The organism is Streptomyces sp. NK15101 (genome assembly GCF_020400725.1).
Taxonomy (GTDB): domain Bacteria; phylum Actinomycetota; class Actinomycetes; order Streptomycetales; family Streptomycetaceae; genus Streptomyces.
This window is the reverse complement of record NZ_JAINVG010000029.1, coordinates 14602-27065: the sequence shown is the minus strand read 5'-3', so window position 1 is coordinate 27065 and position 12464 is coordinate 14602. Positions and strand designations below refer to the sequence as shown.

At 71.3% G+C, this 12464-nt stretch carries 10 protein-coding genes; 1 reads left to right on the top strand and 9 read right to left on the bottom strand.

Annotated elements, in window-relative coordinates:
- Nucleotides 1-132 precede the first annotated feature (132 nt).
- Nucleotides 133-1602 carry a DUF6851 domain-containing protein gene (locus K7G60_RS17555; protein ID WP_225801861.1) on the top strand — a complete coding sequence of 490 codons (1470 nt, stop codon included), beginning with the start codon at nucleotides 133-135 and terminating at the stop codon, nucleotides 1600-1602.
- Between the two features lie 91 nt (nucleotides 1603-1693).
- On the opposite strand, the gene K7G60_RS17550 is transcribed toward K7G60_RS17555, so the two are convergent.
- The 9 genes from K7G60_RS17550 to K7G60_RS17510 form a co-directional block, all read right to left on the bottom strand.
- Nucleotides 1694-3343, bottom strand: a complete 1650-nt coding sequence (locus tag K7G60_RS17550) for a prenyltransferase/squalene oxidase repeat-containing protein (protein WP_225801860.1) — start codon at nucleotides 3341-3343, stop codon at nucleotides 1694-1696.
- A gap of 140 nt (nucleotides 3344-3483) precedes the next feature.
- Nucleotides 3484-4371 (bottom strand): aromatic prenyltransferase, encoded by an 888-nt coding sequence (locus K7G60_RS17545; protein ID WP_225801859.1) that lies wholly within the window; start codon nucleotides 4369-4371, stop codon nucleotides 3484-3486.
- A gap of 9 nt (nucleotides 4372-4380) precedes the next feature.
- Nucleotides 4381-5556, bottom strand: coding sequence for a hydroxymethylglutaryl-CoA synthase (locus K7G60_RS17540; protein WP_225801858.1), 1176 nt, complete (start codon nucleotides 5554-5556; stop codon nucleotides 4381-4383).
- A 2-nt stretch (nucleotides 5557-5558) separates the two neighbouring features.
- Entirely contained in the window at nucleotides 5559-6620 is a 1062-nt protein-coding gene (locus tag K7G60_RS17535; RefSeq protein ID WP_225801857.1) for a hydroxymethylglutaryl-CoA reductase, read from the bottom strand.
- A complete protein-coding gene (fni, locus tag K7G60_RS17530; RefSeq protein ID WP_225801856.1) occupies nucleotides 6617-7735 on the bottom strand; it encodes a type 2 isopentenyl-diphosphate Delta-isomerase in 1119 nt (372 codons plus the stop codon). The genes K7G60_RS17535 and fni overlap by 4 nt, the downstream gene beginning before the upstream one ends.
- On the bottom strand, nucleotides 7732-8838 hold the full coding sequence (locus K7G60_RS17525) for a phosphomevalonate kinase (RefSeq protein WP_225801855.1): 1107 nt from the start codon (nucleotides 8836-8838) through the stop codon (nucleotides 7732-7734). Before K7G60_RS17525 ends, fni begins: the two co-directional genes overlap by 4 nt.
- Entirely contained in the window at nucleotides 8835-9884 is a 1050-nt protein-coding gene (gene mvaD, locus K7G60_RS17520; RefSeq protein WP_225801854.1) for a diphosphomevalonate decarboxylase, read from the bottom strand. Before mvaD ends, K7G60_RS17525 begins: the two co-directional genes overlap by 4 nt.
- On the bottom strand, nucleotides 9874-10971 hold the full coding sequence (gene mvk, locus K7G60_RS17515; RefSeq protein WP_225801853.1) for a mevalonate kinase: 1098 nt from the start codon (nucleotides 10969-10971) through the stop codon (nucleotides 9874-9876). The genes mvaD and mvk overlap by 11 nt, the downstream gene beginning before the upstream one ends.
- Complete coding sequence (locus K7G60_RS17510; protein ID WP_225801852.1) at nucleotides 10971-12059, bottom strand: polyprenyl synthetase family protein; 1089 nt, start codon at nucleotides 12057-12059, stop codon at nucleotides 10971-10973. Before K7G60_RS17510 ends, mvk begins: the two co-directional genes overlap by 1 nt.
- Nucleotides 12060-12464 lie beyond the last annotated feature (405 nt).

The window sequence follows — 12464 nt, the reverse complement described above, 5'->3', positions numbered from 1 at the left end:
TGCGGTCACCCCTGCGCTCGAACAGAGCCTCACGCTTTCCGCCGGCGAACTCTGACGGCTCGACAGTCGACTGAAAGGAAGATTTCGGTGACGAATTCAAGGCGGCCGCTCAGCAGGCGTCTCAGGTATACGGTGGCCATCGCCACCGCGGCAGCCCTGACAGGATCACTGACCAGTGCCGTGGCGGCCTCCCCGGAGCAGACGGCGGCGGTCTTCGACCTCGATCACGGAAATGCCGTGACCCAGGTCGTCTATCCGAAGTTCAACACGGTGTCACGTATGACCAACACGGGCAGCAGTCCCGTGAACAGGGACGAAACCGTCCTGCTCGAGGTGCCGTGGTTCGACGCGATAGCTCCCTACCACCCGACGGCGGTGGGCGTGTTCTCGGATCTCGGCCGCCGGCCGGCAGCGGAACACACGACGCGGAACAAGAACATCGCCGTCATCTACTCCGCCTTCACATCGCTGAACGCGCTCTACCCGGAATACGCTTCCCGGTGGCGCGAGATGATGTACGCGGCGGGTCTCGATCCCGACAACACGGCGGAGGACCCCACCACGCCGAGCGGCATCGGCATTCTTGCCGCCAAGAACGCCTTCGCGGCGAGGAAGGACGACGGCACCAACCGGGAGGGAACGGCAGGCGGCCGTAAGTACAACCGGCAGCCGTACGCCGACTACACCGGGTACCGGCCGGTCAACAGCCCGCAGAAGCTCCGCGACCCGTCCCGCTGGCAGCCGAACACGTTCGACAAGGGCGGCGTCTTCACCGCCCAGAATTTCGCGACCCCGCAATTCGGCCGGGTGAAGCCGTTCACGTACGACAGTCCCACCCAGTTCAAGGTCGCGCCGCCGCGGGAGAGCAACTACTACCGCAACTACACGGCCTACAAGAACCAGGCGGACCAGGTGCTGAAGGCATCGGCGGACCTGGACGACCGCAAGAAGGTGGCCGCCGAGCTCTTCAACAACAACGTGGAGACCTTCGGCCCCGTCGGCGCCGTGCCGGTCATCGTCGGGGGCAACCTCGACCTCGACGGCACGGTTCGCTTCACCACCATCCGTGACATCGCGTTCTTCGACCTCTCCATCGCCACCTGGCACTTCAAGCGCAAGTACGACTCGGTGCGCCCGTTCAGCGCGATCCACCACCTGTACGGGAAGGAGAAGGTGACGGCGTGGGGCGGACCCGGAGCGGGCACCGTCGACGACATCACGGGAGGCGAGTGGCGGGCCTACCTGGACGCATGGCCGGTCAACCACCCCATCAAGGCACCCGACCACCCCGAGTACCCTTCCGCGGAAGCCGCGGAGTGCCTCGCCTACGCCGAACTGACACCGCTCTTCACCGGCACCGACAAGGCCGACATCAACTACCGCGCCGCCAAGGGCTCCTCCCTCATCGAGCCGGGCGTCACCCCCGCCCAGGACGTGACGCTGCACTGGAACAGCTGGAGCGAGTTCGCCGCGGAATGCGGTGAGAGCCGTCTCTGGGGCGGCGAGAACTTCCGCTCCGCCATCGAGGCCCCGTCCCAGTACGCACCGCAAATCGCCGCCCGAGCCTACGAGTTCGTCCAGAACAAGGTGAACGGCGGCTGATCCGCCCGACCGGCGAAAGCCGACTGCCGGCGAAGCCCTTCGGCTTCGCCGGCAGTCGGCTTTCCGGCCGGTGGACGGGTCGTGCCCGCCGCTACGCCACGTCCCGGAGCAGCGCCGCCGTGCCCTGCACCCGGTGGCGCACGTGGCCGAGGGCCAGGAGCACGGGGGCGTCGGTCAGGACGGGGATGCGGTACGGGAACGGGCGGGGGCCGACCATGTCGGGCACGCCGTCGTACCCGCCGTCCGCGTTCTGGTGGGCGAGCAGCCAGGAGAGGGCGCGCCCGACGGGCCGGGAGTCCGCCCCGTAGCACAGCGTGATCAGCCCGTAGGCGGTGCTGATGTCGTCGCTGGCGTCGCCGGGCTGCATGCCCCAGCCTCCGTCGGCGTTCTGCGTCTCGCGCACCGAGCGCTCGATCCGCTCGGCCATGCGGGCCGTGCGGTGGTCGTCCGGGGCCGCGGCGCAGGCGGCGAGACGCGCACGGAACATCGCGTGCAGACGGCTGCGGCTCCACCCCGGCTCGAATCCGCCGTCGTGCAGCTGGCTGTCGGCGAGGAACGCCAGGGCGCGCTCCCGGGCGGGCGCGGTGAAGGGGTGCGCGGCGAGCGCGTTGACGGCCGCGGCCGTCATGCACGGCTCGGAGGCGGCGCCGGCCACGTACGTGGGGAAGCCGCCGTCGTCGCCCTGGACGGCCAGCAGGCCCTCCACGCCGCGGCGCACGGTGCCGCCGTGGCCGACGGGGTCGACGGTCTGGAGGAACTCCAGGATGCACGAGGTGCAGTCGACGTCGTTCTGCGCCACGTGGGGGCCGATGGACCAGCCGCCCGCGAGGGGCGCGCCGCGGGAGAGCGACCGGCACAGGGAGCCCTGCTCCTCGTCGGTCTCGTGGGCGGCGAGCGTCTCCGCCATCGACCGCAGCACGGCCGGGTGGGCACCGGCCGCGGCGAGCGCGATTCCGGCGGTCGAGGTGCACCAGTGCTGCAGGTTCACCACGAACGGGAAGCCGCCGTCGTCGCGCTGGTGGCGCAGCAGCGTCTCCAGGCCGCTGCGCACGGTCTCCTCCTGTCCGGGGACGCCGGCGAGCGCGTGCAGCGACAGCAGGTGCAGCAGCACGTACCCCTCCCACACCGTCGTCGCCGGGCGTATGGCGGTCAGCGTCCGCAGCGCGGCGGCCGTGGCTCCGTTGCTGACGCCCGTGGCGGTGGCGAGGACCAGCGTGACCGCGGCCTGCTGGACGGCCGCCCAGGAGTGCGCGGGATCCGTGGGGGCGTCCTCGTCGGCCGCGGGGGCGGCGTCGGACGGCACCGGGCAGCCGAGCAGCGACAGCACGGCGTACAGCATCCGGCGGCGGCGGGCGGAGATGAACGACGGTGCGGCGCCGAGCAGCGCGTCGGTCAGTTTGCCGACGATGTCGGCGTCGCCGGCGGACGCCCTGCCGGTGGCCCGTCCGACCGCCAGCGTGGCGAGGACCCGGTCGAACTCCTGGGAGGCGTCGAGGTGCCCCTGGAGGTAGGCGAGCACGCGGTCCCTGGCGGGCGAGGCCGCTCCGGTGCGCGTCATCAGCGTCAGCGCGAGCGCGGACTCCAGCACCCGGCTGCGGCACTCCCCGATGATCGCGCCGCTGTCGTCGATCTGTCTGCTGACGTGCGTGACCAATCGGGAGGTGGCCTCGCGCACGTGTTCCGGCTCGACTCCCATGGGCCACGGGACGAGGGCCCTGTGCGATTCGTGAACTGGTTTCATGGACACTCCTGTCTGAATGCCTGGTGGTCGTGCTTTCGCCGCCCCGGAGCCCGAATTCCGTCCGTTTCAGGGCATGGCAAGCCGGCCGCGGATTCCTTGCCTGGCTCGACGACAGGACGAGGACCCGGGCCGGCGTCGACTCAGATAAAGGCCACGGTCCCGGGAGCCCACTTGTAGTGGGTCTCGAGCTTGTAGTACTCCCCGGCGGCTGTCGCAGCGACGCCGTAGACGAACTTGCGGCCGGCGCCCCCGTAGGGAACGCTCTGCGCGAATTTCTCGAGTTGCGGCTCGATGGGCACGGAAAGGTTCGACAGGTCCGTGGTCGTGACGCCGAAGCAGAACCGCTCGATCCCCGGAGAGTCCCAGCTCAGGGTGGTGTAAAGACCGAACGCCTGCTTGCCGAGTTCGAGCATCCGCTCGCTCGGCTCCGGCAGTCCGAGCTCACGGAGCATCAGCCGGATGCCCTCGGCCTCGAAACACGCCGGAGGCACGTCGTTGAAGTACACGTTCACCGTTCTGTGCAGGTAGTCGATCGCGACGAAGGCGATTTTGTCGTCCAGTCCGTGGCGGGCGAAGAAATCGACGTTGTCGGCGAGACCGCGCGGCATCGTCGGGATCTCGACGAGCTTCGTCAGCTTCTGGAGGTCCTCCGGCCTGAAGCCCGCGTAGACCTTCGTGAAGCCGCTCACCACTCCGAAGTCGATGCCGTAGCCGTCGATCGGGAATCGCTCCTCGATGTCCGAGAGCAATGTGCCGACGGGGTGGCTCGTCTTCGGGGTGAGTCCCTTCGACAGGGCCAGCGGATAGGGGTTCTGGCCCTTCGGGTGGGTGACGAATCGGCAGTCGACGTCACCCGCGTGCTGTGCGTCGGTCGCCGACCTGAAGGCCAGGGGCATGGCGTGCGTGAACGCCTCCCCGTACGTGGACAGGATCGCCTCGACCTTGTCGTGCGCGGGGGTGATCCCCATCAGTCTGGCTGTTTCCGTGACGGCCGAGTAGATCTCCGCCGTCTCAGGGTTCCCGGACATGAACGCTCCTCATCGCGACGCGTAGATGCGCTTGTGGCCGGAGAGCCCGACCAGGCGGTACGGGCCGGTGGTCTCCTCCGGCGTGGGGTGGTCTCCACCGTCGACCGGGAAGGACCGCTCGTGCAGCTCGCGGTACGTGGCGTAGTCGATCTCCTGGCGCCGGCCGATCGCCGCGCGGTGCGCGTCGGAGCGCAGGTGCGCGCGGTATCCCGGGACGACGGTGCCGGAGAAGAACTCGGCGACGCTGCCGGACCCGTAGCTGAGGAAGCCGATGGCCCGGTCGCCCAGGTCGTCGGCCCGGTCCAGCAGCGCGGCGAGACCGACGTACATCGACGCGGTGTAGCTGTTGCCGATCTCGGCGTTGTAGGCCGTGGTGTGCCCGATGCCGCCGGTGATCTCCGCCTCGCCGGAGGGCTGCCCGCAGTGCTGGAGCAGGTGCCGGTGCGCCTTGTGGGCCATCTTCGTGAACGGCTGGTGGTAGCAGAACGCGCTGAACTCGTCGACCGCCCGGCCGCCGCGCTCCGTGTAGTCCTTCCACGCGCCTTCCACCGCCTGGAGGTACGCGGAGATGGACTCGCGTCCGTCGACCAGGGCGGTGGTGAGGTAGTTCGGCCGCCAGAAGTCCATGATGTCGGCGGTGAACACCCCCGACGGCTCCTCGATCCGCACCAGCGCGGGGTCCGCGCCGACCAGCATCGCCACCGCGGCCGCGCCCTGGGTCGCTTCGCCCGGCGAGCCCAGCTCGTACCGCGACACGTCGCTGGCGATCACGAGGACCTGCTGCGACGGGTCGCGGTGCACGAGGCCGACCGCGAACTGCAGGGCCGCGGTGCCGCTGTAGCACGCCTGCTTGAGCTCCACGACCCGGGCGGCGGAGGGCAGCCCGAGCAGCGAGTGGACGTAGACCCCGGCGGCCTTCGACTGGTCGACGGACGTCTCCGTGGCGAAGACGACCGTCCGGATCCGGTCGGCGCCGTGCCGGGCGATGATTGGGGCGGCCGCGTCGGCGGCCATCGTCACGACGTCCTCGTCGGCGGCCGGCACGCTCATCGCGTACTGGCCGATGCCCCGGTGGTACTTGCCGACGTTGGAGCCGTTCTGGGCGGCCAGCGTCTCGTGCGTCAGGACGTAGTGCGCCGTGGCGAGGGACAGGTCGTGGATTCCGGCGGTGAGATCCCCGGGCATCGCTAGCCTCCGATCCTGGTGGTCGCGTTCTTGCGTTCCAGCTGGACGTGCGCCCGCATCAGCTCGCCGGGATTGGTCTGCGCCGCCATCAGGGAGAGTTCGCCGCACAGCACCGTCGCGGCGGCGATGACCGCGAGCCGGCGGGCGTTGTCGCCGGGTTCGCGCACCTCGCGGCAGCCCAGCCGGTCCAGGTTCTCCTCGACGAAGTCGAGGCCCTTGCCGTTGCCGACCGTTCCCACGATCAGGTTGGGCAGGGTGCAGGAGAAGTAGAGGTCGCCGTCCCGGTCCTCGGCCAGGGTCACGCCCTGGGAGCCCTCCACGATGTTCGCCGCGTCCTGGCCCGTCGCCAGGTAGAAGCCGAGCAGCATGTTCGCGTAGTGCGCGTTGGCCGAGCGGATTCCGCCGGCGAGCAGGGTGCCGATCAGGTTCTTGCCGACATTCAGGTCGGCCATCTCGGCGGCCGTGGTGCGCAGCGACTTGCGGACGATGTCGCGGGGCAGCAGAAGTTCGGCGATGACCTTCTTGCCGCGGCCGAGGATGCCGTTGACCGCGGTCGCCTTCTTGTCCGTGCAGTAGTTCCCCGAGATCGACCCGTAGGTGATTCCGGGTATGGACTTCAGGATGTGGGTGAGGAGCGCGTCGGCGGCCAGCGTCGCCATGTTGTGCCCGGACGCGTCGCCGGTGGTGAACTCGAAGCGGAGGAACAGCAGGTTGGCCGCGATCTCGTGGTGGAAGCCGATGAGCTCGACGAACCGGCCGCAGGTGCGGACGATCTCACGGAGTTCGTCGAGGCGCGCGTCGACCTCGAGGGCGGCCAGGTACGCCGTCTGCGCGTCCTCGGCCCTGACGAACACCGAGCGCGTCATCCGCTCGTCGACGAGAGTGGTGACGATGCCCTCCTCGACCATGGTGGAGAGCCTCGCGCCCCGGCCGACGGAGGGCCACAGCGGTGACTCGTAGGTGGCGAGCGGCACCTCCGTCTCGAGCTCGGCCACGTTCCCCGATATGCGCAGGGGTCCCACCCATTTCATGGGAACGCCGGCAACCGTGGTGGCGTCGGTCATCGAGTGCCTCCGATCGTCTCGTGATGCGTGCGGTAGGAAGAGGTGCTGTGGGAGCCGGTGCGGGACCGGGAGCGGGTGGCCGTCCATCCGGTCTCGATCCCCCGGTCGGCGCAGAACGCGCGCAGGTCGCCGTGGACGAGCACGTCGCATCCGGTCAGCTCGGCGGGGGTGCGCGCGCCCAGCGCGGTCATCAGGGCTTCGACCTGGTCGATCCACGAGGAGAGCAGCGAGATCAGTGCCGGAGCGCCGCCGTCGAGCACGGTCTTGAGGAACAGTCCGGACGCCCCGACGGCGGAGGCGCCGAGCGCCAGTGCGCGCACCACGTCGAGCGGATGGCGGACGCCGCCGGAAGCGAGCACCGGGATGCCGACGCCCCGGGCGTCGAGCAGGCAGGCGGGGGTGGACTGCCCCCAGCCGTTGAGGTACGCGTAGTCGGGTCGGTCGCGCCGGTCGTTCTCGATGCGTGCGAAGTCCGTGCCGCCGCTCCCGGAGACGTCGGCCACCCGCACGCCCATCTCCTGGAGCCGCAGCAGCGTCTCGCGGCTGAGCCCGAAGCCGACTTCCTTCACGATCACCGGGACGTCGACGCCGGCCGCGATCTCCTCGATCCGGGGGCCCCACGAGGCGAACGACCGGTCGCCCTCCGGCATCACCGTTTCCTGGATCACGTTGACGTGGATCTGCAGGGCGTCGGCCTTCAGCAGGTCGACGGCCCGGCGTGCCTTCTCGACCGTGGCGTTGGCGTTGACGTTCGCCAGGACGAATCCGTCCGGGTTCTCCCCGCGCAGCACGCTGAAGGTGTCCGCCGTCGACGCGTCGGCGAAGTACGGGCTCATGGAGCCCGACGCGATGGCGACCCCGGTCTCGCGGGCGGCGATCGCCAGGTCGCGGTTGATGACACCGGTCTTGGGGCTGCCGCCGGTCATCGCGTTGATGTAGAGCGGAACCCGCCACTCGATGCCGCCGAACCGGGTGGCGAGCGACACGTCGGAGCGGTCGATGCCGGCCAGCGCGTGGTGCACGAACGACACGTCGTCGAACTGGTTGTGCCCGCTGTGCCGGCGGTGCTGCTCGGTGGCGAACCGGACGTGAGCGTCCTTACGCTCGGCGATCATGCGGCGCTCGCTTTCGTCGGCTGGATGTGAAGGGGCAGGGGGAGCACTCCCGCGGCGGCCCACCGCTGGTGCAGTCGCGACACCTTCGGTGCCGCGGTGGCGTCCAGGAGCGCGATGCCGCAGTCGCCGCCCCCGGCGCCCGAGGGCTTCGCGGCGCCGCCGACGGACTCGGCGGCGTCGCACAGCGCGGTCAGCCCGGGGGTGAAGATGCCGAGGCGGACCGCGTCGTCGAGATCGGCGAGCATCGAGCGGGCGCCGCGGATCCTGTGCAGCAGTTCGTCGTCGTCTCCCCGTTCGAGCGCGTGGATCGCGGCCCGCACACAGGCGTCGCTGCGGGCGATGAAGTCCCGCCGTGCCGCGCTGCCGTGCCACTCCGGCGTCTCCAGGCGCCCCGCCAGCGAGGCGGTGCTGGCCGGTTCTCCCGTCCAGCCCACCTCCAGGGCGAGTCCGCGAGGGGGCGGCAGCCGGCGCAGTCCGAAACCCGGCCACGGCGCACGGAGGGTCTGTTCGATGCCCTCGCACCGCGCCATGTCGAGCACGGCCGCCCGGTCGGGCGCCTGGTACGCGATCCACCCGCCCCAGACGCTCGCGGCGAGGTCGCCGCCGGAGGAGCGGGGGTCGTGCCGGGCCGTGGCCAGCAGGGCGAGCCTGTACAGGTCGTCGGCCGGGAGTTCCATGCCGTGGTACGCGGCCAGGGCGTCCACCGTGGCGACGGTGACCGCGCCGCTGGACCCGAGGCCGAACTTGGTCCCGTCGCGGTGCAGGGTGCTCGCGATCGAGACGCGGACCGGCGACGTGGACCGTCCGCGCTCGGCCAGCAGGGCGTCGACCAGCTCGATCGCCGACACCACGGGGCCGAGGCGGTCCCGTGCCCCCGGCTCGTCGGCGACGAGCCCGCCGTCACCGCGCCGCAGGCGTGCTCCCCGGGGGACGAGGTCGGTCTCGATGACGACGTCGGCCTCGTCGGCCGCCGACACGGTGACGCCGATGTGGCGGTCGACCGCCACCAGGATCGCCGGACGGCCCGGCTCAAGGACCGCGTACTCGCCCGCGATGAACAGCTTGCCCGGGGCCTGCCGGGTGATCGCCGGGCCGGCGGTCACCGTTCGGCCTCCGTCCGCAGCCGGGCGCCCGGTCCGCGCCGCGCGGTGAGCACGGAGCAGCCGGGGGCGGCGTCGCGTACCGCGGCGGCCACCCGGCCGGCGTCCGCGCGGTGGCAGAGCACCTTGACGTTGGGTCCGGCGTCCATGGTCGCGTAGGCCGGGACGCCGTCCGCGCGCAGCCGCAGCACGCCGTCGAGCACGGCCACCGTGGCCGGCGACAGATAGCGCACCGCGGGTCGTGCGGCCAGCATCGTCGCGTGCATGCCGAGGGCGTTCCGCTCGGCGACCTCCCCCACCGCGTCGAGATCGCCCCGCAGCAGGGCCGCCCGCAGCTCGGCCAGGTCGGCCTTGCTGGAGGTCGCCCACGCCTGGTAGAGCGGCGAGGTGTCGAAGGTCCGCCGCATGGCGGCCCGGCTGGACACGGCCTTGGGGCCCGCGTCGACCAGCGCGATCACCATCGCCGGGTCGAAGTCCGGGGCCGGTACCGGCTCCGCGTAGGAGGCGAGGTCCGCGGCCGCGCCTTCGCCCTGGCCCGCGTGGCAGATCGCGAAGCCTCCGAACATCGACCGGGAGGCCGACGCGGAGCCCCGGCGGGCCAGCCGCGACAGCGCGGTGCGATCGAGGTCGAGACCGTACGCGGCGGCGCCGGACAGGGCCAGGGCGGCGAATCCACTCGCCGATGACGCCAGACCCGCCCCGGTGGGCACGGAGTTGTGGGTGTCGACGACGGCCCGCTCGGAGCGCCCGGACCTCTCCCGCAGCAGTTCCAGGAAGCCGACGACGCGCTGCCGTGCCTCGCCCTTCGCGGGCGAGCCGTCGAGCGTGACGCCGTCGGCCCGCGCCGAGGAGTCCAGCCGGACGGTGGTGGTCGTCGGGAAGACGTCCAGGGTCATCGACAGGCTGTCGACGTACGGGATCATGAGCCGCTCGTCGCGCTTGCCCCAGTACTTGATCAGCGCGATGTTCGGGTGGGCGACGGCGGTCACGCCGTCGCCGGAGGGGTCGGCGGCCGTCTCGGCCGGTTCCAGCTCGTGGTCAGTCCGCATGGTGCGCACGCCTTCCTGCCGGCACGGTCCAGGTCCGGGCGGCGCCGGTTTCCCGGAGGCGGTTCACGACCGCCTCCGCGTGGTCGGGCCCGTCGGCCAGCGCGATCATGCAGCCGCCCAGGCCGCCGCCGCTGATCTTGGCGCCCGGGCTGCCGGCGGCGAGCGCGGCCTCGACCAGGGCGTCGATTCGGTCCGTGCTGATCCCGATCTCGCGGAGCAGCCGGTGGTTCTCGGTCAGTCGCGCGCCGAAATCGCTCCACCGGCCGCGCTCGAGGTCGTCCAGGGCCGCGTACGTCAGGTCCGACACCTGGCCGACGAACGCCTCCAGCGTCTCCGGTGCGCGCTCGAACCCGCTGCGCAGCAGCTCCACCGCCTCCTTGGTGCCGCCGCTCGCTCCGCTGTCGGCGATGACGAACAGCGCGTCGAAACCCGGTGGGCGGCCGTCGGTGCCGCCGTCGGTCCGCCACGGGGCGTGCGAGGACCCGTTCCCCGCCGTCGGGAGCGGGAGCTCCCGGCCGGTGCCGGCGCGGAACAGCAGGGGGGAGGTCGCACCGGTGGCGAGCGCGTCGATGCCGCTCGCCCTGCCGTGCGCCACCTTCTCGGAGGCCTGTACGAGGTCGAACGTCGCCCCGGCGTCGAGGGAGCGGCCGAGGAGGTCCGCGAGCGCCAGGACCGCCGCCCGGGCGCACGCGGCGCTGGAGCCGAGCCCACGGCCCTGCGGGATCGCGGAGTCGATGACCACCTCCGCGGACAGGCCGTCGACGCCGGCCCATTTCTCGAACTCCGCCGCCAGGGTCCGCAGTCCGCTGGAGGAGAACGGCGTCTCCGAGACGAATCCCGGTCCCGCCAGCGCGAAGGTGACCTGGTCGGTGCCGTCGCCCGACGCCGGGCGCGGCGTCGCGGTGGCGGTGACCGTCAGCTGCGGAACCGGAATGGCCAGGGCCGGAGCGCCGTACACGACGGCGTGCTCTCCGAGCAGGATCGCCTTGCCGTGGGCATGGCCGACCCCCGTGCGCCGCCGGCCGGCGTCCGGCTCCGCCGCGAGCTCCGCGCGGTCGCCGACGGTGCGGGAATGCGTCGCCGCCATCAGTGGGCCCGCTGCGTCGCCTTGATCGCCATCGTGGCGAGCTGCTGCTTGGCGAAACCGGTGGCGCTGCTCGCTTCGAGGACCGCGATGGCCCGGTCGGCACGGCTCGCGATCTCCCGCTCGATGTGGTCCACGGCGCCGACGTCGGTGAGGACCGCGCGGACCCGGGCGAGGTCGTCGTCCTTGAGGTCGGTTCCGACGGTCGCCCTGAGGAACGCCGCCGCCTGCGGATCGCGCTCGTCCGCGCGCTGCAGCGCCGTCGCGAGCAGCACCGTCCGCTTGCCCTCGCGCAGGTCGTCCCCCGACGGCTTGCCCGTCACGGCCGGGTCCCCGAACACGCCCAGCAGGTCGTCCCGCAGCTGGAAGGCGATGCCGATGTCGGCGCCGAACGACCGGTAGGCCTCGACGAGCTCGGCGTCGGCTCCGGCGATCACGGCGCCGAACTGCAGGGGGCGCTCCACCGTGTACGAGGCCGTCTTGTACTGGTCGACCAGCAGCGCCGCGTAGACGTCCTCCGTCTCGCTCGCCTGGCTGATCAGGTCGAGCAGCTGGCCGTACATCACCTCGTAGCGCACCGCGGACCACACGGGTCCGAGCCGGGTCTGCGCGTCCTCCGGCAGCCCGGACGCGCGCACCATGACGTCGGCCCACACCAGGGCCAGGTCCCCGACCAGAATGGCGGCGCCCTCGCCGAAGGCGCCCGGGTCGCCGGAGAAGCGCCGCATCCGGTGCCGCTCGGCGAAGACCACGTGGGCGGCGGGCCGGCCGCGCCGGGTCTGGGACGCGTCGATGATGTCGTCGTGGATCAGCCCCGAGGCGTGCAGCAGCTCGAATCCCGCGCAGGCGCGCAGCACCGCCGCGGCGACCGGGTCGTCCGGGTCGCCGCCGGCGCCGATCCAGCCCAGCCAGGCGAAGACGGGCCGGACGCGCTTGCCGCCGCGGAGGATGTAGCTCTCCAGCGCGGCGACGGTGGCCGCGAAGTCCTCACCGAGCGAAGCAGTCTCGGCTCGGCGTTCCGCGAAGAAGTCACTGATCGCGGCATCGATGGCGGCCGGTTCCACGGCTGCGCCGAGATAACTGACGGTCATGCTTTCATCTCCCGGTCGAGGCGGCGTTCACTCTCACACTCGTGCATCTCGGACTCCGTGAATTCACTGCGATCGGTCGCATAGAGCCCGGAATGGTCCCGGCCCCCTTGCGAATACACATCGATCCGCAGGAAAACAAGGCGATATCGGGAACAGCGCGCCGAACTCTTCAGCCCTGCTCATCACCGAATCGGAACGACACGAACGGTAATGACGAAGGGTCCGCGTTGCCCACTACCCGGGTGAGTAGTGCGAATGTGACCAGGCATTCCTGCCGGGCCGGCGCTCATCCCCTATAACTGAACAGGCCACGCTGATCGATCGAATCGATCACTGGTGGACGCCGGGTGTTCAACTGGCCAGTCCGGACAGTTGCACACCGCGTTGCGCCTGACGGAACGCTGC

Excerpts from the sequence above, each read along its gene's own strand:
- K7G60_RS17535 (WP_225801857.1), bottom strand. The coding sequence starts at position 6,620 with ATGACCGACGCCACCACGGTTGCCGGCGTTCCCATGAAATGGGTGGGA.
- K7G60_RS17550 (WP_225801860.1), bottom strand. The coding sequence starts at position 3,343 with ATGAAACCAGTTCACGAATCGCACAGGGCCCTCGTCCCGTGGCCCATG.
- K7G60_RS17540 (WP_225801858.1), bottom strand. The coding sequence starts at position 5,556 with ATGCCCGGGGATCTCACCGCCGGAATCCACGACCTGTCCCTCGCCACG.
- fni (WP_225801856.1), bottom strand. The coding sequence starts at position 7,735 with ATGATCGCCGAGCGTAAGGACGCTCACGTCCGGTTCGCCACCGAGCAG.
- mvk (WP_225801853.1), bottom strand. The coding sequence starts at position 10,971 with ATGGCGGCGACGCATTCCCGCACCGTCGGCGACCGCGCGGAGCTCGCG.
- K7G60_RS17545 (WP_225801859.1), bottom strand. The coding sequence starts at position 4,371 with ATGTCCGGGAACCCTGAGACGGCGGAGATCTACTCGGCCGTCACGGAA.
- mvaD (WP_225801854.1), bottom strand. The coding sequence starts at position 9,884 with ATGCGGACTGACCACGAGCTGGAACCGGCCGAGACGGCCGCCGACCCC.
- K7G60_RS17510 (WP_225801852.1), bottom strand. The coding sequence starts at position 12,059 with ATGACCGTCAGTTATCTCGGCGCAGCCGTGGAACCGGCCGCCATCGAT.